Origin of the sequence: Leclercia sp. (assembly GCF_036780805.1) — a bacterium.
GTDB lineage: Bacteria > Pseudomonadota > Gammaproteobacteria > Enterobacterales > Enterobacteriaceae > Enterobacter.
This window is the reverse complement of the sequence record NZ_DAIQCE010000004.1, coordinates 224630-249964: the sequence shown is the minus strand read 5'-3', so window position 1 is coordinate 249964 and position 25335 is coordinate 224630. Positions and strand designations below refer to the sequence as shown.

20 protein-coding genes, 5 tRNA genes and 1 other RNA gene are annotated in these 25335 nt (G+C 54.3%); 3 read left to right on the top strand and 23 right to left on the bottom strand.

From position 1 onward, the window contains the following. Positions 1-4: 4 nt before the first annotated feature. The 12 genes from rpoB to V7Q49_RS13960 form a co-directional block, all read right to left on the bottom strand. Entirely contained in the window at positions 5-4033 is a 4029-nt protein-coding gene (gene rpoB / locus V7Q49_RS14015) for a DNA-directed RNA polymerase subunit beta (RefSeq protein WP_333852826.1), read from the bottom strand. Between the two features lie 318 nt (positions 4034-4351). Next, positions 4352-4717: a 50S ribosomal protein L7/L12 gene (gene rplL, locus V7Q49_RS14010; protein ID WP_142487805.1), complete on the bottom strand. Its 366-nt coding sequence runs from the start codon at positions 4715-4717 to the stop codon at positions 4352-4354. A gap of 66 nt (positions 4718-4783) precedes the next feature. Beyond that, positions 4784-5281 (bottom strand): 50S ribosomal protein L10, encoded by a 498-nt coding sequence (rplJ, locus tag V7Q49_RS14005; protein WP_001207203.1) that lies wholly within the window; start codon positions 5279-5281, stop codon positions 4784-4786. A 291-nt stretch (positions 5282-5572) separates the two neighbouring features. Then, entirely contained in the window at positions 5573-6277 is a 705-nt protein-coding gene (rplA, locus tag V7Q49_RS14000; protein ID WP_142487804.1) for a 50S ribosomal protein L1, read from the bottom strand. Between the two features lie 3 nt (positions 6278-6280). Beyond that, complete coding sequence (gene rplK, locus V7Q49_RS13995) at positions 6281-6709, bottom strand: 50S ribosomal protein L11 (protein WP_333852819.1); 429 nt, start codon at positions 6707-6709, stop codon at positions 6281-6283. Between the two features lie 154 nt (positions 6710-6863). Beyond that, positions 6864-7409: a transcription termination/antitermination protein NusG gene (gene nusG, locus V7Q49_RS13990; RefSeq protein WP_003862341.1), complete on the bottom strand. Its 546-nt coding sequence runs from the start codon at positions 7407-7409 to the stop codon at positions 6864-6866. 1 nt (position 7410) lies between these two features. Further along, the gene (secE, locus tag V7Q49_RS13985; protein WP_003862342.1) at positions 7411-7794 is read right to left on the bottom strand and encodes a preprotein translocase subunit SecE; all 384 of its coding nucleotides are present in this window, start codon (positions 7792-7794) and stop codon (positions 7411-7413) included. 230 nt (positions 7795-8024) lie between these two features. Beyond that, complete coding sequence (gene tuf, locus V7Q49_RS13980) at positions 8025-9209, bottom strand: elongation factor Tu (RefSeq protein ID WP_142487803.1); 1185 nt, start codon at positions 9207-9209, stop codon at positions 8025-8027. 118 nt (positions 9210-9327) lie between these two features. After that, positions 9328-9403 (bottom strand) — tRNA-Thr (locus V7Q49_RS13975). Positions 9404-9409: 6 nt separating this feature from the next. Then, a tRNA-Gly gene (locus V7Q49_RS13970) sits at positions 9410-9484 on the bottom strand. A gap of 118 nt (positions 9485-9602) precedes the next feature. Then, a tRNA-Tyr gene (locus V7Q49_RS13965) sits at positions 9603-9687 on the bottom strand. 8 nt (positions 9688-9695) lie between these two features. After that, positions 9696-9771: transfer RNA gene (locus V7Q49_RS13960), tRNA-Thr, on the bottom strand. A 337-nt stretch (positions 9772-10108) separates the two neighbouring features. Here V7Q49_RS13960 and coaA point away from each other — a divergent pair. After that, entirely contained in the window at positions 10109-11059 is a 951-nt protein-coding gene (coaA, locus tag V7Q49_RS13955) for a type I pantothenate kinase (protein WP_333852816.1), read from the top strand. Between the two features lie 47 nt (positions 11060-11106). On the opposite strand, the gene dppF is transcribed toward coaA, so the two are convergent. From dppF to V7Q49_RS13905, 10 genes are all read right to left on the bottom strand, one after another. Continuing rightward, a complete protein-coding gene (gene dppF / locus V7Q49_RS13950) occupies positions 11107-12120 on the bottom strand; it encodes a dipeptide ABC transporter ATP-binding subunit DppF (RefSeq protein ID WP_333852814.1) in 1014 nt (337 codons plus the stop codon). Next, positions 12117-13100: a dipeptide ABC transporter ATP-binding protein gene (gene dppD, locus V7Q49_RS13945; protein WP_333852812.1), complete on the bottom strand. Its 984-nt coding sequence runs from the start codon at positions 13098-13100 to the stop codon at positions 12117-12119. The genes dppF and dppD overlap by 4 nt, the downstream gene beginning before the upstream one ends. 10 nt (positions 13101-13110) lie before the next feature. Beyond that, positions 13111-14013 (bottom strand): dipeptide ABC transporter permease DppC, encoded by a 903-nt coding sequence (dppC, locus tag V7Q49_RS13940; RefSeq protein ID WP_333852809.1) that lies wholly within the window; start codon positions 14011-14013, stop codon positions 13111-13113. Positions 14014-14022: 9 nt separating this feature from the next. Beyond that, the gene (dppB, locus tag V7Q49_RS13935) at positions 14023-15042 is read right to left on the bottom strand and encodes a dipeptide ABC transporter permease DppB (RefSeq protein ID WP_333852808.1); all 1020 of its coding nucleotides are present in this window, start codon (positions 15040-15042) and stop codon (positions 14023-14025) included. Between the two features lie 160 nt (positions 15043-15202). After that, positions 15203-16810, bottom strand: a complete 1608-nt coding sequence (gene dppA, locus V7Q49_RS13930; protein WP_333852806.1) for a dipeptide ABC transporter periplasmic-binding protein DppA — start codon at positions 16808-16810, stop codon at positions 15203-15205. A gap of 645 nt (positions 16811-17455) precedes the next feature. After that, a non-coding RNA gene (locus V7Q49_RS13925) (RtT sRNA) lies at positions 17456-17588 on the bottom strand. A 33-nt stretch (positions 17589-17621) separates the two neighbouring features. Further along, positions 17622-17698 (bottom strand) — tRNA-Pro (locus V7Q49_RS13920). 91 nt (positions 17699-17789) lie between these two features. Continuing rightward, positions 17790-19481: a kdo(2)-lipid A phosphoethanolamine 7''-transferase gene (eptB, locus tag V7Q49_RS13915; protein WP_333852804.1), complete on the bottom strand. Its 1692-nt coding sequence runs from the start codon at positions 19479-19481 to the stop codon at positions 17790-17792. Between the two features lie 266 nt (positions 19482-19747). Further along, positions 19748-20950, bottom strand: a complete 1203-nt coding sequence (locus V7Q49_RS13910; RefSeq protein WP_333852802.1) for an L-lactate MFS transporter — start codon at positions 20948-20950, stop codon at positions 19748-19750. 184 nt (positions 20951-21134) lie between these two features. Further along, positions 21135-21839: an autotransporter domain-containing protein gene (locus V7Q49_RS13905; RefSeq protein WP_333852800.1), complete on the bottom strand. Its 705-nt coding sequence runs from the start codon at positions 21837-21839 to the stop codon at positions 21135-21137. Positions 21840-22019: 180 nt separating this feature from the next. Here V7Q49_RS13905 and tag point away from each other — a divergent pair, with 180 nt between their 5' ends. Both tag and V7Q49_RS13895 read left to right on the top strand, forming a co-directional pair. Next, positions 22020-22601, top strand: a complete 582-nt coding sequence (gene tag / locus V7Q49_RS13900) for a DNA-3-methyladenine glycosylase I (protein ID WP_333852798.1) — start codon at positions 22020-22022, stop codon at positions 22599-22601. Next, the gene (locus V7Q49_RS13895) at positions 22579-23025 is read left to right on the top strand and encodes an N-acetyltransferase (RefSeq protein WP_333852796.1); all 447 of its coding nucleotides are present in this window, start codon (positions 22579-22581) and stop codon (positions 23023-23025) included. Before tag ends, V7Q49_RS13895 begins: the two co-directional genes overlap by 23 nt. Here V7Q49_RS13895 and V7Q49_RS13890 read toward each other — a convergent pair. Then, positions 22988-25315, bottom strand: coding sequence for a molybdopterin guanine dinucleotide-containing S/N-oxide reductase (locus tag V7Q49_RS13890; RefSeq protein ID WP_442913068.1), 2328 nt, complete (start codon positions 25313-25315; stop codon positions 22988-22990). The genes V7Q49_RS13895 and V7Q49_RS13890 overlap by 38 nt on opposite strands. Between the last annotated feature and the right edge of the window lie 20 nt (positions 25316-25335).

The following is a 25335-nucleotide window of genomic DNA, read 5'->3' as shown; positions in this document are numbered from 1 at the left end:
AGAGTTACTCGTCTTCCAGTTCGATGTTGATACCCAGCGAACGAATCTCTTTCAACAGTACGTTGAAGGACTCTGGCATGCCCGGTTCCATCTGATGGTTGCCGTCCACGATGTTTTTATACATCTTGGTACGACCGTTCACGTCATCAGACTTAACGGTGAGCATTTCCTGCAGGGTGTATGCCGCGCCGTATGCTTCAAGCGCCCACACTTCCATCTCCCCGAAGCGCTGACCACCGAACTGCGCCTTACCACCCAGCGGCTGCTGAGTAACCAGGCTGTAAGAACCGGTAGAACGCGCGTGCATCTTGTCATCAACCAGGTGGTTCAGTTTCAGCATGTACATGTAACCCACGGTTACCTGGCGCTCGAACTGCTCACCGGTACGACCGTCGAACAGTGTGATCTGGCCAGAACTTGGCAGGCCACCCAGCTGTAACAGTTCCTTGATTTCAGACTCTTTCGCACCATCGAAGACTGGCGTTGCGATTGGCATACCTTTTTTCAGGTTCTCAGCCAGACGCAGCACTTCTTCATCGCTGAAGGTGTTCAGGTCGACTTTCTGACGAACATCGGTACCCAGATCGTACGCACGCTGGATGAATTCGCGCAGTTTCGCGACTTCTTCCTGCTGCTTCAGCATGGCGTTGATCTTATCGCCGATACCTTTCGCAGCCATACCCAGGTGAGTTTCGAGGATCTGACCAATGTTCATACGAGACGGTACGCCCAGCGGGTTCAGTACGATATCTACCGGCGTACCGTTAGCATCGTGCGGCATATCTTCGATCGGGTTGATCTTAGAGATAACACCCTTGTTACCGTGACGACCTGCCATCTTATCACCAGGCTGGATCTGACGTTTAACGGCCAGATAAACCTTAACAATCTTCAGCACGCCTGGTGCCAGATCGTCGCCCTGAGTGATTTTACGGCGTTTCGCTTCGAGTTTTTTCTCGAACTCGTGTTTCAGTTCGTCATACTGCTCAGCCAGCTGTTCCAGCTGATTTTGTTTCTCTTCGTCGGCCAGGCCCAGTTCCAGCCAGCGGTCGCGTGGCAGCTTGTCGAGCTTCTCAGCTTCAACACCACCGGCAACCAGCACCGCGTAGATACGACTAAACAGGCCAGCTTCGAGGATCTGCAGCTCTTCAGACAGGTCTTTCTTAGCCTGCTTCAGCTGCATCTCTTCGATTTCCAGCGCACGTTTGTCTTTTTCTACGCCATCGCGAGTAAAGACCTGAACGTCGATAACCGTACCGGAAACACCGTTCGGTACACGCAGAGAAGAGTCTTTAACGTCAGACGCTTTCTCACCGAAGATCGCGCGCAGCAGTTTCTCTTCTGGCGTCAGCTGGGTTTCACCTTTCGGGGTAACCTTACCAACCAGAATGTCGCCGCCGGTCACTTCTGCACCGATGTAAACGATACCGGATTCATCCAGCTTGGAGAGCGCAGCTTCACCCACGTTAGGGATGTCAGCGGTGATCTCTTCTGGCCCCAGCTTGGTGTCACGAGACACACATGCCAGTTCCTGGATGTGAATAGTGGTGAAACGATCTTCCTGAACCACACGCTCGGAGACGAGGATGGAGTCTTCGAAGTTGTAACCATTCCACGGCATGAACGCTACGCGCATGTTCTGACCGAGCGCCAGTTCACCGAGGTCGGTGGACGGGCCGTCAGCCAGCACGTCGCCGCGCTCAATTGGCTCACCCAGAGACACACATGGCATCTGGTTGATACAGGTGTTCTGGTTAGAACGGGTGTACTTGGTCAGGTTGTAGATGTCGATACCTGCTTCGCCTGCATGCATCTCGTCTTCGTTAACTTTGATAACGATACGGGAAGCATCGACGTACTGAACAGTACCGCCACGTTTAGCAACTGCAGTAACACCGGAGTCAACGGCAACAGCACGTTCCATACCGGTACCAACCAGCGGCTTATCAGCACGCAGAGTTGGAACCGCCTGACGTTGCATGTTCGCACCCATCAATGCACGGTTGGCGTCATCGTGTTCCAGGAACGGGATCAGGGACGCACCGACGGATACCACCTGCTGGGTGGAAACGTCCATGTAGTCAACCTGGTCGCGGCTGAACAAGCTGGATTCGCCTTTGCTACGGCAAGTTACCAGGTCTTCTACAAAGTGGCCTTCGTCATCCAGGTTGGAGTTCGCCTGAGCGATGACGTAGTTACCTTCTTCGATAGCAGACAGGTAGTGAATTTCGTCGGTTACAACACCGTCAGTCACTTTACGATACGGGGTCTCGAGGAAACCGTATTCGTTTGTCTGTGCGTACACGGACAGGGAGTTGATCAGACCGATGTTTGGACCTTCAGGCGTTTCGATTGGACATACGCGACCGTAGTGGGTCGGGTGTACGTCTCGAACTTCAAAGCCTGCGCGCTCACGGGTCAGACCGCCCGGGCCGAGTGCAGAGATACGACGCTTGTGCGTGATCTCAGACAGCGGGTTGTTCTGGTCCATAAACTGAGACAGCTGGCTGGAACCAAAGAACTCTTTCACTGCTGCGGAGATCGGCTTGGCGTTGATCATATCCTGAGGCATCAGGGTATCCAGATCGCCCAGAGACAGACGCTCTTTCACCGCACGCTCAACACGTACCAGGCCAACGCGGAACTGGTTTTCCGCCATTTCGCCTACGGAACGGATACGACGGTTGCCGAGGTGGTCGATATCGTCCACTTCGCCTTTGCCGTTACGGATATCGATGAGCTTCTTCATCACTTCGATGATGTCTTCTTTGCTCAGGATACCGGAACCTTCGATCGCGTCACGCAGCAGAGAACGGTTGAACTTCATACGACCAACCGCGGACAGATCGTAGCGGTCTTCGGAGAAGAACAGGTTCTCGAACAGGCTTTCAGCCGCTTCACGAGTCGGTGGCTCACCCGGGCGCATCATGCGGTAGATTTCTACCAGCGCGCTCAGACGATCGGTGGTTGGGTCGACACGTACGGTTTCGGACATGTACGGACCGTGGTCCAGATCGTTGGTGAACAGCGTTTCGATACGCTTGTGGCCAGACTGGCTCAGCTTAGCCAGCAGATCCAGGCTCAACTCCATGTTAGCCGGGCAGATCAGCTCGCCAGTGGATGCATCAACGTAATCTTTTGCAGCTACTTTTCCAGCAATGTATTCAACCGGGACTTCGATGTGTTTGATATCATCTTTTTCCAGCTGACGGATGTGGCGCGCAGTAATACGGCGGCCTTTCTCTACATACACTTTACCGTCGGCTTCGATGTCGAACGATGCGGTATCACCACGCAGACGCTCAGGCACCAGCTCCATTTGCAGCTTGTTGTCGCGAATTTCAAAGACAACTTTCTCAAAGAACAGGTCAAGGATCTGCTCAGTGGTGTAGTTCAGTGCACGCAGAATGATGGTCGCAGGCAGTTTACGACGACGGTCGATACGGACAAACAGGTTGTCTTTCGGATCGAACTCGAAGTCCAGCCAGGAACCACGGTAAGGAATGATACGCGCGTTATACAGTACTTTACCGGAAGAGTGCGTTTTACCTTTATCGCTGTCGAAGAAGACGCCCGGGCTACGGTGCAGCTGGGAAACGATAACACGCTCAGTACCGTTGATAACGAAAGTACCGTTGTCGGTCATGAGCGGAATTTCGCCCATGTAGACTTCTTGTTCTTTAATGTCTTTAACGGTGCCTTCCGGCGCTTCGCGCTCGTAGATCACCAGACGCAGTTTAACGCGCAGCGGTGCCGAGTAGGTCACGCCACGGATTTGACATTCCTGAACGTCAAATACCGGTTCGCCAAGGCGGTAGCTGACGTATTGCAGCTCGGAATTACCGCTGTAGCTCTTAATCGGGAACACGGAACGGAAGGCTGCTTCCAGACCGTACTGCCCTTCAGGATCTTGCTCGATAAACTTCTGGAACGAGTCAAGCTGGATAGAAAGGAGATATGGAATGTCCAGAACTTGTGGACGTTTACCAAAATCCTTACGAATACGTTTTTTCTCGGTATAGGAGTAAACCATAGGGTTCCTCAGCTCGCTGACAAGTCGACCCATCTGTCCATTGGCGGACAGTTTGTGCAACACCATTTTGTTGATCGGAAAATCGAACACTTTCCGCAATGCCTGTTGCTATCACGCTTAAACCATTTCATTGCGATTTACCCAGAGCGAGCACCCTGTCGCAGTATATTAAGTCGTCGATAGAAACAAGCATTGTCAGGACAGCCAGCAGTCAAACAGTGTGAAACTCTACTGGCGCCTTACAGCGCAAAAAGGCTGGTGACTAAAAAGTCACCAGCCATCAGCCTAATTTCTCAGGCTGCAACCGGAAGGGTTGGCTTATTTAACTTCAACTTCAGCGCCAGCTTCTTCCAGAGATTTTTTCAGTGCTTCTGCGTCGTCTTTGCTCACGCCTTCTTTCAGCGCAGCTGGAGCAGATTCTACCAGGTCTTTAGCTTCTTTCAGACCCAGGCCAGTTGCAGCACGTACAGCTTTGATTACGGCAACTTTGTTAGCGCCAGCAGCTTTCAGAACTACGTCGAATTCAGTTTTTTCTTCAGCAGCTTCAGCCGGGCCAGCAGCTACAGCTACAGCAGCAGCAGCGGAAACACCGAATTTTTCTTCCATTGCAGTGATCAGTTCTACAACGTCCATTACGGACATAGCTGCAACTGCTTCAATGATTTGATCTTTAGTGATAGACATTTAAATTGTTCCTGAAAATCAGAATAAGTTTATACGTAAGCGAATACTTGATAAAGATGACTGCTATTAAGCAGCTTCTTTCGCATCGCGAACAGCAGCCAGAGTGCGAACCAGTTTGCCAGCCGAAGCTTCTTTCATGGTTGCCATCAGGCGTGCAATTGCTTCTTCGTAGGTCGGCAGGGTTGCCAGGCGATCGATTTGCGATGCCGGGATCAACTCACCTTCAAAGGCTGCAGCTTTAACCTCGAATTTTGCATTCGCTTTCGCGAACTCTTTGAACAGACGAGCAGCAGCGCCCGGGTGTTCCATAGAGTATGCAATCAAGGTTGGACCAACAAACGTGTCTTTCAGGCACTCGAACTGAGTACCTTCAACTACGCGGCGCAGCAGGGTGTTACGAACAACACGCATGTAAACGCCAGCTTCACGACCTGCTTTACGCAGTTCAGTCATTTTATCTACAGTAACGCCACGGGAATCCGCAACTACTGCAGACAGCGCGCCTTTGGCTACTTCGCTGACTTCAGCAACAATCGCTTGTTTGTCTTGAAGATTTAAAGCCATTAGCTTTGCTCCTGGATGTTTGCCGGGACTCATGTCCCGGAACTCACTTCACTCCTCCCAACGAGAGGAGCGTCTTAATACGGTGAGCAGAAACAAGCCAGAGTATCCAAAAATAATCTTAGCGTTCTGTCACCGTCTACGCAGGGCATTAAGTCTCTTGCGAAACACCTGCGGTCTTCGACGGAGGCCTGGATTAGGCCAGGCTCCAACGAACAAATCTTTTAGCCGCTAACTATTGTTAGCAAACGTGGGGGTAAGATTGTAGACAAATCCACCGCCCACGTAAAGGCATTAGTTTGCAGCAGCGCTCAGGCCAGCCTGGTCAACTGCAACACCTGCACCCATGGTGGTGGAGATGCTAACTTTCTTGATGTACACGCCTTTCGCCTGAGTTGGTTTTGCTTTTTTCAGCGCAACCAGCAGAGATTCCAGGTTTTCTTTCAGTTTGTCAGCGTCAAAGTCCACTTTACCGATGGTGGTGTGGATGATGCCGTTTTTGTCGTTACGATAACGAACCTGACCTGCTTTAGCGTTCTTAACCGCTTCAGCAACGTTAGGCGTTACAGTACCCACTTTCGGGTTTGGCATCAGGCCGCGTGGACCCAGAACCTGGCCGAGCTGGCCAACAACGCGCATTGCATCCGGGGAAGCAATAACAACGTCAAAGTTCATTTCGCCTTTCTTGATCTGATCAGCCAGATCTTCCATACCTACCAGTTCAGCGCCGGCAGCTTTAGCAGCTTCAGCGTTTGCACCCTGAGCAAATACAGCTACGCGTACGGAACGGCCAGTACCGTGTGGCAGTACAGTTGCGCCACGAACGTTCTGATCGGATTTACGAGCATCGATACCGAGGTTAACAGCAACGTCAACGCTTTCTACGAACTTAGCGGTAGCCAGTTCTTTCAGCAGAGCGATTGCTTCGTTGATGTCGTATTGTTTGGTCGCATCAACTTTGCCACGGATTACGGACATGCGCTTGGTCAGTTTAGCCATTTCTTAGTCCTCCACTACCAGGCCCATGGAACGTGCAGTACCTTCGATAGAGCGAGTCATCGCTTCAACGTCGGAACCAGTCATGTCGGCAGCTTTGGTCTGCGCGATTTCCTGCAGCTGAGCGCGGGAAATTTTACCTACTTTCTCTTTGTTCGGCTTGCCGGAACCAGACTTGATACCAGCCGCTTTTTTCAGCAGAACTGCTGCCGGCGGGGTCTTGGTAACGAAAGTGAAAGAACGGTCAGCGTAAACAGTGATTACGACTGGGATTGGCAGACCTTTTTCCAGGGATTCGGTTTTGGCGTTGAACGCTTTACAGAATTCCATGATGTTAACACCCTGCTGACCCAGAGCTGGACCAACTGGTGGACTTGGGTTTGCCATACCAGCTGCAACCTGCAGCTTGACATAGGCTTGTACTTTCTTAGCCATTGTAAAATCCTCTGATTGGGTTATAGCGCCTCAAGGAGGCTCCCCGTGATAAAATTCGTTTTACGGATGCAATCCATAAAAACAAAAGGCGCGAAATTGTAGTCCAATCTCGCGCCCTGTGCAACGATTAAATCGCCGCTTTTTTGATCGCTGCTTAGGCTTTTTCTACCTGGGCAAAGTCCAGCTCTACCGGGGTCGCACGACCGAAGATAGAAACGGAAACTTTGAGGCGGGACTTCTCGTAGTCCACTTCTTCAACCACGCCGTTAAAGTCAGCAAACGGACCGTCATTAACACGAACCATTTCACCCGGTTCAAACAGCGTTTTAGGACGCGGCTTATCACCAACCTGCTGCAGGCGGTTCATAATCGCATCAACTTCTTTGTCGCTGATTGGCGCCGGACGGTCAGACGTGCCGCCGATAAAGCCCATTACGCGCGGTACGCTGCGCACTAAGTGCCAGCTTGCATCGTTCATCACCATCTGAACAAGCACGTAACCCGGGAAGAATTTGCGTTCGCTTTTGCGACGCTGGCCGCCACGGATCTCGACCACTTCTTCGGTCGGAACCATAACTTCGCCAAACAACTCTTCCATATTGTGTAATTTGATATGCTCGCGCAGCGACGTTGCTACGCGGCCTTCAAAACCGGAAAACGCCTGAACGACGTACCAGCGCTTTTTAGGGGCTTCAGACATCTCAGAACCTCAGGCCAGTGATAAAGGATACCAGGCGAACCAGAATACCATCCAGTCCCCACAGGATCAGTGACATTACAGCGGTAACCGCAGCTACAATCAGCGTGGTGTGCAATGTTTCCTGGCGAGTCGGCCAAATGACCTTACGGACTTCGGTTCTCGCTTCGCGGGCAAAAGCGACGGTCGCTTTACCTTTGGTCGTCAACAGCGCGACACCACCCGCTGCAGCAATCAGAATTACCACTGCCAGCGCGCGTAGCGGCAGCATCATGTCGCGATAAAGGTAGTTGCCGACGATTGCTACAATCAACAATACGGCTACTACTACCCATTTCATCGCTTCCAGGCCGCGCCCGCTCCCTTGAGCTTCGGTATTCGCACTCATAAACCAACCTGTCAGAAGTATTCTACAAACATTTTCACCCCGCGATAGCGAGGCGAACCAAACCGAAATGCTCTGTTGCGTTTCGGACTAAAACGCCCTCTTCAGAGCCTGTCTCAGCAATGATTATGACAAATAAAATCACTGATGAGCCAGGTTCTGGTTCGAAAGCGTGCAAAAAGGGCATCAAATGATGCCCTTTTCATGCGCATTGCGTCAAATGTTATCAGCAATTAGCCGAGAACTTTAGCAACAACGCCCGCGCCAACAGTACGGCCGCCTTCACGGATTGCGAAACGCAGACCGTCATCCATCGCGATTGGGTGGATCAGGGTAACAACCATCTTGATATTGTCGCCTGGCATTACCATCTCAACGCCTTCTGGCAGTTCGATGGTACCGGTCACGTCAGTAGTACGGAAGTAGAACTGTGGACGGTAGCCTTTGAAGAACGGAGTATGACGGCCGCCTTCGTCTTTGGACAGGATGTACACTTCAGATTCGAACTTGGTGTGCGGCTTGATGGAGCCTGGCTTAGCCAGAACCTGACCACGTTCGATTTCTTCACGTTTGATACCACGCAGCAGAACACCAACGTTCTCACCGGCACGGCCTTCGTCCAGCAGTTTGCGGAACATTTCAACGCCGGTACAGGTAGACTTGGCAGTCTCTTTGATACCAACGATTTCAACTTCTTCGCCAACTTTAACGATACCGCGCTCTACACGACCGGTAACAACGGTACCACGGCCGGAGATGGAGAATACGTCTTCGATAGGCAGCAGGAACGGCTTGTCAATCGCACGCTCTGGCTCTGGGATGTAAGAATCCAGGTAGCCAGCCAGTTCGATGATTTTCTCTTCCCACTCTGCTTCGCCTTCCAGCGCTTTCAGCGCGGAACCGCGAACGATTGGGGTGTCGTCGCCCGGGAAGTCGTACTGAGACAGCAGCTCACGCACTTCCATCTCAACCAGTTCCAGCAGCTCTTCGTCATCAACCATGTCGCATTTGTTCAGGAACACGATGATGAAAGGAACGCCTACCTGACGACCCAGCAGGATGTGCTCACGGGTCTGAGGCATAGGGCCGTCAGTCGCAGCAACAACCAGGATCGCGCCGTCCATCTGCGCAGCACCGGTGATCATGTTTTTAACATAGTCGGCGTGGCCCGGGCAGTCTACGTGTGCGTAGTGGCGAGTCGGGGTGTCATATTCAACGTGGGAAGTGTTGATGGTGATACCACGAGCTTTTTCTTCTGGTGCGTTATCGATCTGGTCGAATGCACGAGCAGAACCACCGTAGGTTTTAGCCAGTACGGTAGTGATTGCAGCGGTCAGCGTTGTTTTACCATGGTCAACGTGGCCGATAGTACCGACGTTAACGTGCGGTTTTGTACGTTCAAACTTTTCTTTAGACATCGATTGTCCCTCTAAGACACGGATAAATCGGTGATATCACCACATCAACCAGGCGAAATGCCTGTACTGTTGAATACATTTAAATTGAAACAGAGAGAAACGGGAGGGAGAAGTGAAGTGGTGCTGATACCCAGAGTCGAACTGGGGACCTCACCCTTACCAAGGGTGCGCTCTACCAACTGAGCCATATCAGCACGTATTGGAGCGGGCAGCGGGAATCGAACCCGCATCATCAGCTTGGAAGGCTGAGGTAATAGCCATTATACGATGCCCGCATCCTGAAACTCGGCTACCCAGTTCTTTCTGTAACAAAAAAAGAGATTTCTCTCTTTTTAAGTTCGAGCTGGCTAATTTTTTCAACCAGCTCCGGCGGCGCTTAACGCTGCCAGAAAGTGGTGGTGGGGGAAGGATTCGAACCTTCGAAGTCTGTGACGGCAGATTTACAGTCTGCTCCCTTTGGCCGCTCGGGAACCCCACCGGACTTGATGGTGCCGACTACCGGAATCGAACTGGTGACCTACTGATTACAAGTCAGTTGCTCTACCTACTGAGCTAAGTCGGCATCAAGTAGCGCGCATTTTAGGGAGACCCGCGGGTTCATGCAACTAAAAATTTGCATAAATCGTTCTTTCGCTCACATTTTGTGCGAGGAGAGAGAATAACGCTGTAATTCCAGGCAAATGCGCGCAAATATCCATCATTTACCGACTGGAAAAGGGCTCAGACCCGGTCTGTGACGATTCGCGCTTAACGCAACACTGCGCCACTTTTTTTCTTATTATTCGGCCCATCTGGTGTTAACCTCCTGCGCATTGTCCAAAATTAACTATTATGTGATGTGCCCTACCCCGCACGGCTAGCCTCTACTGTGGGATGAGACGCCTCACTCAAGCATGCTTATGAGCAAAAAAGAGCAAACGTTAATGACGCCTTATCTCCAGTTTAGCCGCAGCCAGTGGGCTGCTCTGCGTGACTCCGTTCCCATGACCTTAACGGAAGGCGAAATCGCACGGTTAAAAGGGATAAACGAAGACCTGTCGCTTGAAGAAGTGGCTGAAATTTATTTGCCTCTATCGCGTTTGCTGAATTTCTATATCAGTTCTAACCTTCGTCGACAGGCCGTACTGGAGCAGTTCCTCGGTACGAACGGGCAGCGCATTCCTTATATCATCAGTATTGCCGGCAGCGTTGCCGTGGGTAAAAGCACCACCGCGCGTGTCCTGCAGGCATTGCTGAGCCGCTGGCCGGAACACCGCAGCGTGGAGCTGATCACCACTGACGGCTTCCTGCACCCTAACGAGGTGTTAAAAGAACGCGGGCTGATGAAGAAGAAGGGCTTCCCGCTCTCTTATGATATGCACCGTCTGGTGAAATTCGTGTCGGATCTGAAATCCGGTGTGCCAAACGTGACGGCGCCGGTCTATTCGCACCTGATTTACGACCGCATCCCTGACGGGGATAAAACGGTAGTTCAGCCGGACATCCTGATTCTGGAAGGGTTAAACGTACTGCAGAGCGGGATGGACTACCCTCACGATCCGCATCATGTCTTTGTCTCTGACTTCGTCGATTTCTCTATTTACGTCGATGCACCGGAAGATCTGCTGCAGAACTGGTATATCAACCGCTTCCTTAAGTTCCGTGAAGGGGCGTTCACCGATCCTGACTCCTACTTCCATAACTACGCCCAGCTCTCGAAAGAAGAGGCTGTTAATGTAGCCACCTCGCTGTGGAATGAGATCAACTACGTGAACCTGAAAGAGAACATTCTGCCGACGCGCGAACGCGCCAGCCTGATCCTCACCAAGAGTGAGAAGCACGCTGTCGACCAGATTCGTTTACGGAAATAACATTTCCCCCAATAAAAAAACCGGCTTATCGCCGGTTTTTTTATGACTTACGCCAGAGGCTTTTCGCCGTTTTCATCCTGATCCACGGCGAAGCAGGCCACCAGTTGACCGCCGTAGTCTTTTAACTGCGGTTGCAGCTGGGTGCAGGGCCCAAAACGACGGCGGCAGCGGGCGTTGAAGGCACAGCCCGGCGGCGGGTTAAGCGGACTCGGCAGCTCGCCGGTGAGCTTAATACGCTCCCGACGTTCATCCGGGTTGAGGCGCGGTGTCGCGGAGAGTAACGCCTGAGTATAAGGATGGCGCGGGTTATTAAAGATCTGATCTTTCGTTCCTTTCTCCACGCAGCGGCCCAGATACATCACCATCACTTCATCTGCAATGTGTTCCACCACCGACAGGTCGTGAGAGATGAAGACATACGACAGGCCCAAATCCTGCTGGAGATCCATCATCAGGTTCAGCACCTGCGCACGGACGGAAACGTCGAGGGCGGAGACCGGTTCATCGGCGATCACCACATCCGGGTCAAGCATCAGACCACGGGCGATAGCGATACGCTGACGCTGACCGCCGGAGAACATGTGCGGATAGCGATCGTAGTGCTCGGTCTTGAGTCCCACTTTCGCCATCATCGCCAGCGCCTTCTCACGACGCTGCTCTTTGCTCAACGTGGAGTTGATCTGCAGCGGCTCCTCCAGAATCTGTCCCACTTTTTTACGCGGGTTCAGCGAGCCATACGGGTTCTGGAACACAATCTGGATTTTCTGGCGACGCAGTTTCTGCGCATCGGGATCGTGCTTCAGCAGATCCTGCCCCTGATAGTACAGCTCGCCCCCGGTCGGGGTTTCAATCATGGTCAGCAGACGGCCGAGGGTGGATTTCCCACAGCCGGACTCCCCTACCACCGCCAGCGTTTTGCCGCGCTCGAGGGTAAAGGAGACGCCATCCAGCGCTTTCACCAGGCGTTCCGGGGCAAACAGCCCCTTCTTCACCGGGTAATGTTTTTTCAGATCGATAGCCTGCAACAACGGCTGTTGCAGGGTGGCCTCTTGCGAACTCATAGTGTGGGCCTCCCGGCGTCATCGAGTGGGTAGTGGCATTTAGACTGACGGCCGTCGCTCAGGGTATAGAGCTCCGGCTCATCAACGCGGCATTTGTCTGTGGCATACGGGCAGCGCGGGTTCAGCAGACAGCCGGTCGGGCGGTCGTATTTACCCGGAACCACACCCGGCAGTGACGCCAGACGCGCCTTGTCCTGGGCAAATTCCGGCAGCGCGCGCAGCAGCGCCTGGGTATAAGGGTGACGCGGCGCACGGAAGATATCCTGTGAGCTACCGGTTTCCACGACCTGCCCGGCGTACATCACGATAATTTTGTGCGCGGCTTCAGCCACTAACGCCAGGTCATGGGTGATCAGGATCAGCGCCATGTTCTCTTTCTGCTGTAGCTCCAGCAGCAGCTCAATGATCTGCGCCTGAATGGTCACGTCCAGCGCGGTTGTCGGTTCATCGGCAATCAGCAGCTTTGGACGACAGGCAATGGCCATGGCGATCATCACGCGCTGGCTCATCCCACCGGAAAGCTGGTGCGGATAGACATCCAGACGCGAGGCCGGGTCAGGAATACCGACCTGGGTCAGCAGATCGATCGCCCGCTGACGGCGGGTTTTCTTATTACCACCCTGATGCACCTTAATCGCTTCCATAATCTGGAAACCGACGGTATAGCACGGGTTAAGGCTGGTCATCGGGTCCTGGAAGATCATCGCCACTTCGGCGCCCACCAGGTTGCGGCGCTCTTTTTCAGAGATACGCTTAAGATCCTGGCCGTTGAACGCCAGGCTTTCCGCCATTACGCGGCCAGGAAAATCAATCAGTCCCATGATCGCCAGTGAGCTTACCGACTTACCGGAACCTGACTCACCCACGATGCCGACCACTTCACCCTGATTTACGCTGTAGCTGACCCGATCTACGGCACGAAACTCGGAGCCCACGTCACCGAAGTGCACCGATAATTTATCTACATTTAATAACGCCATCTCGTGCCTCTTACTGCTTCAGTTTGGGATCAAGTGCATCACGCAGACCATCACCCATCAGGTTAAATGCCAGCACCGTCAGGAGGATCGCCAGACCCGGGAAGGTCACGACCCACCAGGCGCTTTGCGCGAACTGCAACACGTCGGAGAGCATGGTGCCCCACTCCGGTGTTGGCGGCTGCGCACCCATGCCAAGGAAGCCAAGAGCGGCCATATCGAGAATGGCGTTAGAGAAACCAAGCGACGCCTGAACAATCAGCGGCGCAAGGCAGTTTGGAAGAATATTGACGAACATCTGGCGCATCGCGCCCGCACCCGCCACGCGCGACGCGGTAACGTAGTCGCGGTGCACTTCCACCAGCACCGCCGCGCGGGTTAATCGCACGTAGTGAGGAAGCGCCACGAACGTCAGGGCCAGGGCGGCGTTGCCGATCGACGGACCGAAGATCGCCACCAGCACCAGCGCCAGCAGCAGGCTCGGCAGGGCCAGCATGATGTCGACAATACGCATGATGGTGTTATCCACCAGCCCGCCGAAGTAACCCGCGACCAGACCGAGAACAACCCCAAGAACCAGCGAGAGTACGACCACCAGACAGCCAACCAGCAGGGACAGACGCGCGCCGTACATCAGACGGGACAGCACATCGCGGCCCACATCGTCGGTACCTAACAGGTGAGCGAATGTTCCGCCGTCCTGCCAGGCCGGCGGTGCCAGCAGCATGTCGCGGAACTGATCCGCCGGGTTATAGGGCGCTAACACGTTGGCGAACACGGCGATAAGGATCATGATGGTGACATACACCAGACCGACGACCGCGCCTTTGTTGCGTTTGAAGTAGTGCCAGAACTCCTGCAGCGGCGTCATTGGCACCGGCGCAGCAACCACTTTATTTTGAGTAACTTGTGACATGATGGCCCCTTACTTCTTATGACGAATACGCGGGTTCACCACGCCGTACAGCAAATCGACCAGCAGGTTGACGAGGATGATCATCGTCGCCACCAGCAGTACACCACCCTGCACCACCGGATAATCACGGCGTTGCAGGGCGTCAATCAGCCAGCGGCCCAGGCCCGGCCAGGAGAAGATGGTTTCGGTCAGGATCGCCCCTGCCAGCAACGTTCCCACCTGCAGGCCGATAACCGTGACGACCGGCAGCATGGCGTTACGCAAGGCATGAACGATGATGACCCGCATACGGGTCAGGCCTTTGGCGCGGGCGGTACGGATGTAATCCTCGCCCAGCACTTCCAGCATCGACGAACGGGTCATACGCACGATAACCGCCAGCGGGATCGTACCGAGCACCATGGCCGGCAGGATCATATGCGCCAGCGCATCGATAAAGTTGCCCTCTTCGCCCCAGATAGCCGTATCGATCAGCATAAAGCCGGTCAGCGGGTTGGAGTCATCAAGGAAGACCATATCACTGACGCGCCCGGAGACGGGAGTCAGGTTCCACTGTACCGATACCAGCATGATCAGCATCATGCCCCACCAGAAGATAGGCATGGAGTAGCCGGTCAGCGCCAGGCCAACGGCGGTATGATCGAAGATAGAGCCACGTTTCACCGCAGCCAGCACGCCCACCGGAATACCCACGGCGACGGCAAAAATCATGGCGCAGACACCGAGTTCCAGCGTTGCTTTAAATCGTGGTACGAACTCTTCCCACACCGGCAGACGGCTTTTCAGCGAAATACCCAAATCACCATGCATCACACCCCAGATATAGTGGAGATACTGCTGCCACATCGGCTTATCCAGCCCCAGTTCGGCTAACAGCTGCGCATGACGTTCAGGAGAAATTCCACGCTCGCCCGCCATAATCATGACCGGGTCACCGGGGATCATATGGACGAAGGCAAAGGTGAGAAGGGTGATACCGATAAACGTGGGGATAACAAGTCCCAGACGTCGGAGGATGAACTGCAACATAACCCGGATTCTCTCTAATGACGTACGCCTGGAGGCGCGACGTCTGTATTGCTCACAAATGTAAATTCCCTCTCCTGTGGGAGAGGGTTAGGGTGAGGGGATGCATGCACGCCCCTCACCCCTGCCCTCTCCCAGAGGGAGAGGGAGAACACCCTACTTATTATTCAACATACACGTTTTCGAAGTGGTGTTTGCCCAGTGGATCAACCACATAGCCTTTAACTTCTTTACGCACTGGTTCGTACACGGTTGAGTGAGCCACGATCAGCGCTGGCGCCTGGTCATGCATTACAACCTGAGCCTGTTTGTACAGTTCGATACGCTTGTTGTGATCCTCTGCAGCACGCGCTGGCTGAATCAGATCTTCAAACGGCTTGTAGCACCAGCGAGAGTAGTTAGAACCATCTTTCGCCGCAGCACAGCTGAACAGGGTGGCGAAGAAGTTATCCGGATCCCCATTGTCGCCGGTCCAGCCCATCATGACCGCCTGGTGCTCACCGGCTTTAGCACGCTTCAGGTATTCGCCCCACTCGTAGGTCACGATCTTGGCCTGAACGCCGATTTTCGCCCAGTCAGCCTGAACCATCTCGGCCATACGGCGCGCGTTCGGGTTGTAAGGACGCTGTACTGGCATCGCCCACAGCTCAACGGTAAAGCCTTTATCCTGACCCGCTTCTTTCAGCAGCGCTTTCGCTTTCTCAGGATCGTAGCTGTAGTCTTTCACATCGTCGTTGTAGCCCCACATGGTTGGTGGGATCAGGTTCTTCGCGGCAACGCCAGCGCCCTGATAAACGGCTTTGATGATCGCTTCTTTGTTCACTGCGTAGGTCAGCGCCTGACGCACTTTCACGTCATCAAACGGTTTCTTCTCGGTGTTGAAGGAGAGATAGCCGACGTTCAGACCCGCCTGCTCCAGCAGGTTGATGTTTTTGTCCTGCTTCATGCGCGCGATGTCAGCCGGGTTCGGGTACGGCATCACCTGGCACTCGTTCTTCTGCAGCTTGGCGTAACGCACGGAGGCGTCAGGCGTAATGGAGAAGACCAGACGGTCGATCTGCGGCTTGGTGCCCCAGAAACCTTCGAACGCTTTGTACAGAATACGGGAGTCTTTCTGATACTGCTGCAGCTGGAATGGACCGGTACCGATTGGGTTCAGGTCAACTTTCTCCGGCGTGCCGGCTTTCAGCATGTTGTCAGCATATTCTTTAGAGAGAATAGAGGCGAAGTCCATGGCCAGGTCAGCCAGGAACGGTGCTTCAGGACGCGTCAGCACGAACTGAACGGTGTTGTCGTCCACTTTTTTGATTTCGCTGATCAGGTCTGGCAGGCCCATCCCTTCGAAGTACTCATAGCTGCCGCCAGAGACTTTGTGGTACGGGTTCTGGGCATTCTTCTGACGATCGAAGGAGAACACCACGTCGTCTGCGTTCAGATCGCGCGTTGGTTTGAACTCTTTGCTGTCCTGCCACTTCACGCCCGGGCGCAGGTGGAAGGTATAGGTTTTACCGTCTTCGCTGATTTCCCACTTCTCTGCCAGGCCCGGAATCACTTCCGTGGTGCCGGTTTTGAATTCAACCAGACGGTTATAAATAGGTACAGAGCTTGCGTCGTACGTCGTACCAGAGGTAAAGAGCTGTGGGTTAAAGCCTTCCGGCGAGCCTTCAGAACAGTAGACCAGGGTTTTTGCCTGTACGCCTGCTGCGACGGTCATGGCCACCAGGCTCAGACCAAGCTTCAGCATCCCTGACTTCTTCAAGGAAATACTCATTGTTATTCTGCTCCAATGTGATGTTTTTGTTGTGTTACTCCGCCTGACCTTTAATTTATTTTTTACCCGGTCCGGTCGGTGTTGCCCTGAGGCGTTATAAGGGATGGAGATTCCTTTCAGAAGAGCGACTGAGTTGCAGCGCAGATCCTCCCTGAAGTGCCCCTCGTGCCCTACAATCTGTCAACAGAATGTGAAAACGTCAATACAGGTGACGGGGATTTACGCTAAGTGTGAGAATTGGCAAACAAAGATTAAAAAAACTGCCGGGGCCTATTTTCAGCAGGGAAATTTATGCTACCCGCCATGATGCAGCACAACTCTCTATTCATTCTGCTACAACCAGTGATTAACATTTATTCAACCGGGGTAAATTTTCTTTCAGAATGGCGATTATCTGCGCACTAAATGCCATGAACGTTAAAACGCACAGGGGAAAATGCTGAGGTTATCCATAAGCAACGCGAAAAAAGATCATTCCATATATAAAAAAATACAATGGAATATGTCACAAAATCGTTAGCAGGCAGGGGGAACGAGAGGTAGAGCGGATTTTAGTAAGTCTGAAAAGATAAAGCTTTAATGCGACAGATTTCTGCGGGTGATAAATGCAAAAAACCCCTGCTCAAAGAGCAGGGGTTTCGAATGTGGTCGGCGAGAGAGGATTACTCGTCACTTCGTGACTCGCCCTGCGGGCCGTTGCTGAAGCAACGTTCTCTCGCTTTGCTCGAGTCGAACCTCCTTCCCCGGAGGTCCTCATCCTTGCAACCTTCAGATGCAAAAAACCCCGCTCAAAGAGCGGGGTTTTCGAATGTGGTCGGCGAGAGAGGATTCGAACCTCCGACCCACTGGTCCCAAACCAGTTGCGCTACCAAGCTGCGCTACTCGCCGAATGCGGAGCGCATCTTACTGCTACGCTCTGCCTCCGTCAATCCCTTATTTTGCAAAAGCCTTTCGATCGGCTATAAAGTCGCCAGGCCTGCTACTTTGCGGCTTTCGCAGCGCCATCCGGCACTTTACACCAGTTGTTATTCTCGTTAATCCCGCCGTCTGGCGAGGTATAACCGAGGCAACCGAGGATCGTGTCGTACAGTTCCACATGACGATGCGCCACCTTCATGTCCGCCTGCTCTTTAAGATGAGCGAACATTTTGGCTTTATCCGGGTTCTCCAGATACTTGTCGGACATCCACACCATCATCGGCACGCGGAACTGCTCCGGCGGAGCCATCTTGCGCGGCGTACCGTGCAGGTGCTCTTTCTCGTTAATCGACTCACCATGGTCGGCGGCGTAGAAGACAATCGCCTTCTTATCGCGCACCTGGTCAATCACGCTGTCGATAAAGTGATCCACGTAGGTCACCGAGTTGTCGTAGGAGTTGATCAGCTGCGCTTTGCTGCAGTCTTTATCCACGCCCTTACACTCCGGCGTCCATTTAGCGAAGCTGCGCGGATAACGCTGGGTGTAATTAAAGTGCGATCCTTTGGTATGCAGGATAATTAAGTGCTTACCGTCCTGGTTGTCCTGCAGGGAGCGTTGCATCTCGTCGATCAGCAGCATGTCGTCCACGCTCTTGCCACGGTTACGCGGCTCGGCGCCAATCTGCTCGCGGTAGGCGATGTTGTTGGCCATGGTGTTGCTGTAGAACCACATCTCGCTCTGCATGGCGTAGAGATCGGAGCTAAAGCCCAGCTGACGCAGTACCGAGAAGACGTTCTGCTCTTTCAGCGTCCGCTGCGGGTTATCGCTCGCCCCACCCTCACGCACGAACATGCAGCGCAACGAGAGCTTGGTGGCGGTATCACAGGAGTAACCGCGGAAGGCGACGAGGTTTTTCTCCTGCGCCAGCTTCGGTGTGGTATCCCGCTCATAGCCCAGCATACCCATATGATCCCAGCGCGTCGTTTCGCCAATAATGAAGACCACATAGGTATCATCGATATCAGACGGTGCCTGATAGGTGAACTTTTTCGCCGGGTTCATCAGCGATTTATTATCGGAGGACTCATCCACCTGCGCCCAGGCATATAACCCCAGCGCGGAGATCCAGTTGGATGGCAGATAAGAGTTCGCCACCACGCCGCCGTAGCTCGGCATATCCACGCCAGAGGTACGTTCGTCGTTTTTCTGCTTAACTTCCAGCAGGCGAATCGGCCCCCAGACCATTAAGCCCGCCAGCAGCACCACCGCCACGCTTCGGATACGCAGACCCGGCGTACGCACCTGGCGCAGTAACGTATAGCGGCAGCGGTTGTTCCAGATAAGCAGCAGCGGCAGGATGCTGACGCAAACCAGCCAGAGAATGAAGTGCAGACCGACCACCTCTTTCGAGAGATCGATATCCGTGGTCATCACCGAGGCAATAATGCCGTAGCCAATCACCACGTTCATAAAGGTCATGTAATAACTGGCACCCGCCGAGCACAACACCACCAGCGAGGCGAGCACGCGCCAGATCCGCCGTCCAAACAGCGACAGCAGACGCAGCAAAAAGAAGGTGACCAGCACAGTGCCCACCAGTTCAACAACCGCAGCGACTCCTTTCCAGGCGGTAAAATCTTGCGCATAACCATCAAACCGACGGAAAAAAACCGCGCCATTCATAAACAGGCCGATGTACAACGCGAGCAAAAAACTGAGCTTTTGTTGCGTCATCGCTTTGATATATTTCATTAATGCAACCTGGAAAAAGGTAAAGTAGAGCCGCTTCACTTTTGGTCAAAAAGTGAACAGGATATTTCATTGCTCAGGGGACAGTTATCGGAAACGTCTTCAAGCGCGGTAAGTAGACCACAGGGAAAAGAAAAAGTGGCAGCAGAGAATGTGATCCCTGCAAATATTTACAAAAAAACAAGTCCGATGACATACCTGCGGCCTGTTCTTTACGGGTTGCAGAAACAAAAAAGGCCGGAATATCCGGCCCTTAGAGCGTATTTTACTCAGGCATGCGCCTCTTTAAATATTTCCCGCTGCGGTTGGCGAATAGTGGTTGAAAGCGCCAGAGAGAGGATTAATAAGGCGAATATCACGCAGAAGGTGACATAAAAACCACCGAACAGCGAAGCAATAAGCGAACCGCAAATACTGCCGATACCAAAGCCTAAATAAATAACGCCGTAGTTTTTCGCCAGGTTATTCAGACCGAAGAATTCACTTACCAGCGACGGGAAGACGGTAATAGTGCCGCCGAAGTTAAATGCAACGCAGGCGATGGCGGCAAAGAAGGTCACTTCGTTAAGCGGGGCGAATAACAGCGCCGCCATTCCCACCAGCGACACCACCTGGCCGATAGTAATTACGCGGATACGGGCGATCTTATCGGAGAGGATCCCCAGAACCAGACGACCAGAGAGGTTGGCGATGGAGATAATGGTGACCGCGTTGGCGGCCGTTGCGGCATCCAGTTTCACCATCCCCTGCGCAATATCTTTCGCCACGCCAATCACATACAGTCCACTCATGCAGGCGGTCAGGAACATCACCGCCAGCATCCAGTACTGCGGTTTACGCATGGACTGAGCCAGGGTGAAGTCGTTCTCAACCACACCGTTAACGGATTTCACTTCCTGCTGCGGCGCATCTTTCATCAGCGTGGCACCGAACAGAATCATCACCAGCACGATAACGCCCCAGATCATGAAGGTCTTTTCCAGGCCGACGGTAGCCAGCAGATGGCTGTCGATAAACTTAAAGCCGAGGCTGCCGAGGCCATAAGAGCCGATGGCGAAGGCGGAGATCAGCCCTTTACGCTCCGGGAACCACTTCACGCAGTTCGACAGGGTTAACAGGTAGCCCGCGCCATCCGCCAGCCCCACCAGCACCCCGGCGCTCAGCCACAGCATCATCAGGTTGCTGGAGTGGGCGGTCAGGAAGAAGCCGACCCCCAGCAAAATCCCGGAGGCCATGGTGACGCGTTTCACGCCGAAGCGTTCCTGTAATTTACCGGCGACGGACGATGAGAGCGCCAGGCCCAGGCTCAATAAGCCAAAGGAGAAAGCGACCTGGCTGACCGGGGCACCGAGTTTATCGGAAAGGGCGCTGTTAAACAGGCTCCAGGTATAGACAGAACCCAGAGCAAACTGGGTCACGATGGTACCGATAAGGGTCAGCCAGCGGGTGCGGTTGTAAGTTGAAGTGTTCATGGCAGTTGTCCTGCAGCAGAAAAAAGGGAAATTCACTGCTGACAACGATAACCAAAACCCTACATGAGCAGGGGTAAAACGGCATGAAATGCAGAGGCGCTGGAATGAAATGCCAAAAATCTGGAATGAATGACCTGGACTAACGTCTGAACCCGTCCCTGAGTAGGTCATTCATCCCCGGATTTCAGAACCTGGCGCTGACGCCGAGGGTATAGAGATAATCTTCTCCGGTGGACATGTTTTCGGCCTGCGACATCGAGGCATAGGCCGCCATATAGGGGTTGATCAGCATGTCGGCTCCGACGGTAACATCCATCCAGTTACCGTACTGCGTTGACGGCGCCAGGCGCCCCAGCCCGGACTGCATCTTCCATTGATTATCACCAAACTGCTGGTTATAGCTGATTTGCGCCCAGGGCCGCACATCGCCCAGCCGGGTATCAACGCGCCAGCCCAGGGTGCTGACGCTGGCATGCCATAGCGGGTCGGTCAGCGACTGCGTATTTACGCTGTCACCAAACTCGTTAACCATATTGGGCGTGGAGCCGTCATAATGCCAGGCGGCAACCGGTCCGGTGGTGAAACGGCGGGCAATGGGAATACTCCAGCCCACGCTCATCGTGCTGGTGGCTTCTGCCGGTGACGAATCGGGTAAATTCAGCGCCAGACCGGGCATATTCTGTGAAGAGATGATCCGCTCTTTGAGGATGTCCTCATAACGCGGTTGGTGATCGTCATCCCATGTATAACGCTCAGTAGTATTACTTTTTGTATCCGAAACGATATATTCCTGTTGCCAGGCATTTGCTGTGTTGCCTGTCAGCAGACAGGCCAAGAAACTCACCAGACCGGTTACGGCATGGCGGCCACTTATTTTTTTTATAATCATCAAAGCGACTCCAGAGAAGAGCCGAGTTCGGCGATATTTGTGATTGTTTATAGTGAGGCTACGCGGCTACATGAAGAATGTTGCGTATCAGCCTGTATTAACTATTGTCTCTTTAGATGACACGTCAAGCCGGGTCGATTGAAATTTTTGCAATTTCAGGAGCAACAAGGGAGAGAACCGATGCAACGTTGTGGCTGGGTTAGCCAGGACCCGCTCTACATCGCCTATCACGATAAAGAGTGGGGCGTGCCGGAAACTGACGGACAGAATTTGTTTGAGATGATCTGCCTTGAAGGCCAGCAGGCCGGATTGTCCTGGATCACCGTGCTGAAAAAGCGGGAAAACTACCGCCAGGCCTTCCACCGGTTCGATCCGGTTCTTGTCGCCGGGATGACCACCGCCGACGTCGACAGGTTAGTGCTGGATGCGGGGATTATTCGCCATCGCGGCAAAATCGAAGCCATCATCGGGAACGCCCGTGCGTACCTGGCGATGGAAGAGAACGGTGAGCGGTTTACCGATTTCGTCTGGTCTTTTGTTGATAACACGCCGCAGGTAACCCAGGCGGCAACGCTGGCGGAGATCCCCACCTCGACGCCTGCCTCAGATGCCCTGTCGAAGGCGCTGAAAAAGCGCGGCTTTAAGTTCGTCGGCACCACCATCTGTTACTCCTTTATGCAGGCCTGCGGGCTGGTTAACGATCACGTCACCGCCTGCCACTGTCATCCCGGAGGTCAACATGATCCGCAAATGGCTCAGTGACGATGTCGAGCCGCTGCTGACCCTCTGGCTGGAGAGCACCACCGTCGCCCACCCGTTTATCGATGCGCAGTACTGGCAGGAGAGCGAGGCGGTCGTGCGGGAGGTTTACCTGCCGTCGGCAGAGACCTGGGTATGGGAAGAGGAAGGTCAGCTTCGGGGCTTCATCAGCGTGATGCAGTCAGTCTATGTCGGGGCGCTGTTTGTCGACCCGGCGTATGCCGGACAGGGGATTGGGCATGCGCTGATCCACCATGTGCAGCAGCGCTACCCGTCGTTAAGCCTGGAGGTGTACCAGAAGAACAGTCGGGCGGTGAATTTCTACCATGCTCAGGGCTTTCGGATTGAAGACAGCGCCTGGCAGGAAGATACCCAACACCCGACCTGGCTTATGAGCTGGCAGGCGGATCAAACGCCGTCAGCGTAAGCGTCGGCCCCTGATATTTCTCCAGCCATGCCAGGGCTGTATTCCCCGCGCAGCCATTCCCCAGCTTCGAGCTGGGGAGATCCTTGGTCAGCACGTTGACCGCACCGTTTTTACAAATCCCACCATTTTCAGCATCCAGATCCGGCCACGCCCCCTGGTGAATGCAGATCACGCCCGGCTTAATGCCGTCGCTGACCACCGCTCCGGCCAGCACCTGACCGCGATGGTTCCAGACGCGCACCAGGTCGCCATCAGCAATGCCGCGCGCTTTGGCGTCATCCGGATGCAGCGTTACCGGTTCGCGTCCGGCCACTGCGTACTGTTCGCGCAGTGAAGAGTAATTCAACTGGCTGTGCAGACGGTGCGCCGGGTGAGCAGAGAGGATCTGCAGCTGCTCCGGCTCGGCATTGCCATGCCACTCGTCCGGCTCCAGCCACATCGGGTGCGGCGGACAGTCGGCATACTGGAAGCTGGCGATCCGCTCAGAGTGGATCACAATTTTGCCGCTCTCGGTTTTCAGCGGATGGCTCTCAGGATCGCGGCGGAAATCGGCGAAGCGCACGAACTTCGCGTTCTCGTCGGACTCCGGCATTTCAACGATGGCATTGGCTTCCCAGAACTCGGCAAAAGGCGCTAACGTCACCCCTTGCGCCGCCCCGCGCTGGCCGGCGATCTCATAGAAGGTTTCCAGCCACTCCAGATCGGTTTTACCTTCGGTAAAGCGCTCCCCGCCGCCCTGCTCCCAGCGCTCGCTCAGCTCGGCAAAAACCTCCAGGTCATCACGCGCTTCATCGCGCGGCGGCACGACCCGCTTCATCGGCACCATATGCTGGTTGCTGTAGTCGCCGGTCATGGTCATGTCGTTACGTTCAAACGAGGTGGTGGCCGGCAGGACGATATCGGCATGCTTCGCCGCTGCGGTCCAGAAGCACTCCGAGATCACCACCAGCTCCGGTTTTTGCCAGGCGCGGATCAGGCGGTTGGTGTCCTGGTGATGGGTAAAGTTGGCACCGCCCGCCCACCAGACAAAGCGAATGTCCGGGAAGTGGCGATCCAGTCCGTTGTGCTGATAGAAGCCGCCCGGGTTTTCCAGCGCCTCGACAATGCGGGCGACCGGGAATTTATCCACGGCGTCCGTCCCGCCCTTAACCGACCCCTGCATTGAGGCCAGTACCGCCGCGCGCCGTGTCGGGTTGCCACCGTTGGCGAAGTGGTACGAAAGACCAAAGCCGCCACCCGGGGTGCCAATCTGACCGAGCATCGCCGCGAGGGTGACCAGCATCCAGTGCTTCTGCTCGCCAAACTGCTGGCGCTGCATACCCCAGCCGGACATCAGCATGGTGGTGTTGTTGTGGAATAATGCCGCCAGTTCGCGAATTTTCGCCGCCGGAACGCCGCAGATGTCAGCAGCCCATTCGGAGGTTTTGGCGATACCGTCCGTCGCACCGAGAAGATAGTCGGCAAATTTTTCATAGCCGCTGGTACAGCGTGCGAGGAACGCCTCATCCTGCCAGCCGTTCTCCACCAGCGTATGGGCGATCCCGAGCATCATTGCCACATCGGTGCCCATATGTGGAGCAATCCACTCGGCACTCTCGCCAAAGAAGTCCATGGTTTCGGAACGCATTGGATCGATACAGATCAGGCGCTTGCCGCTTTTACGCAGCGCGTCAAAGTACGGGATCCCCTGTTCGTCGGTCGCGTTCCAGGCAATTTTCAGGGTGTTGAGCGGGTTGGCGCTCCACAGCACCACCACGTCGCTGTGCTCCAGCACCAGCGGCCAGCTGGTCTGTTGCTGGTACACCTCGTTGCCGCCCACCACATAAGGCATGATGGCCTGCGCTGCGCCGGTGGAGTAATCCCCCAGATGGCCGGTGTAGCCGCCCGCCAGGCTCATATAACGCTGAAGCAGGGTAGCCGCTTTGTGCAGCACGCCGTTCGATCGCCAGCCGTACGAACCGGCAAAAATCGACGACGGACCATAGCTCTCACGAATGCGTTTATGCTGCGCGTCGATAAGATCCAGCGCCTGATCCCAGCTGACGCGCACAAATTCATCCTGCCCGCGTACGCCCTGTGGGTTATCCGGCGACGCCAGAAAACCCTTACGGACCATCGGCCAGCGCACGCGGGTTTTGCTGTGCACCTGGTCACGCACCGCGGTTTGCAGGGAGTTAGGATGCTGCGTCGGCAACGCGCCACGGGACGAGATCACCGTGTCGCCGTCGGTTTCGACCAGCATGGGCCCCCAGTGGGCTGCCGTCAGAATGGTTTTTGTAGAAGTGGTCACAGCATGTGCTCCTGGATTGC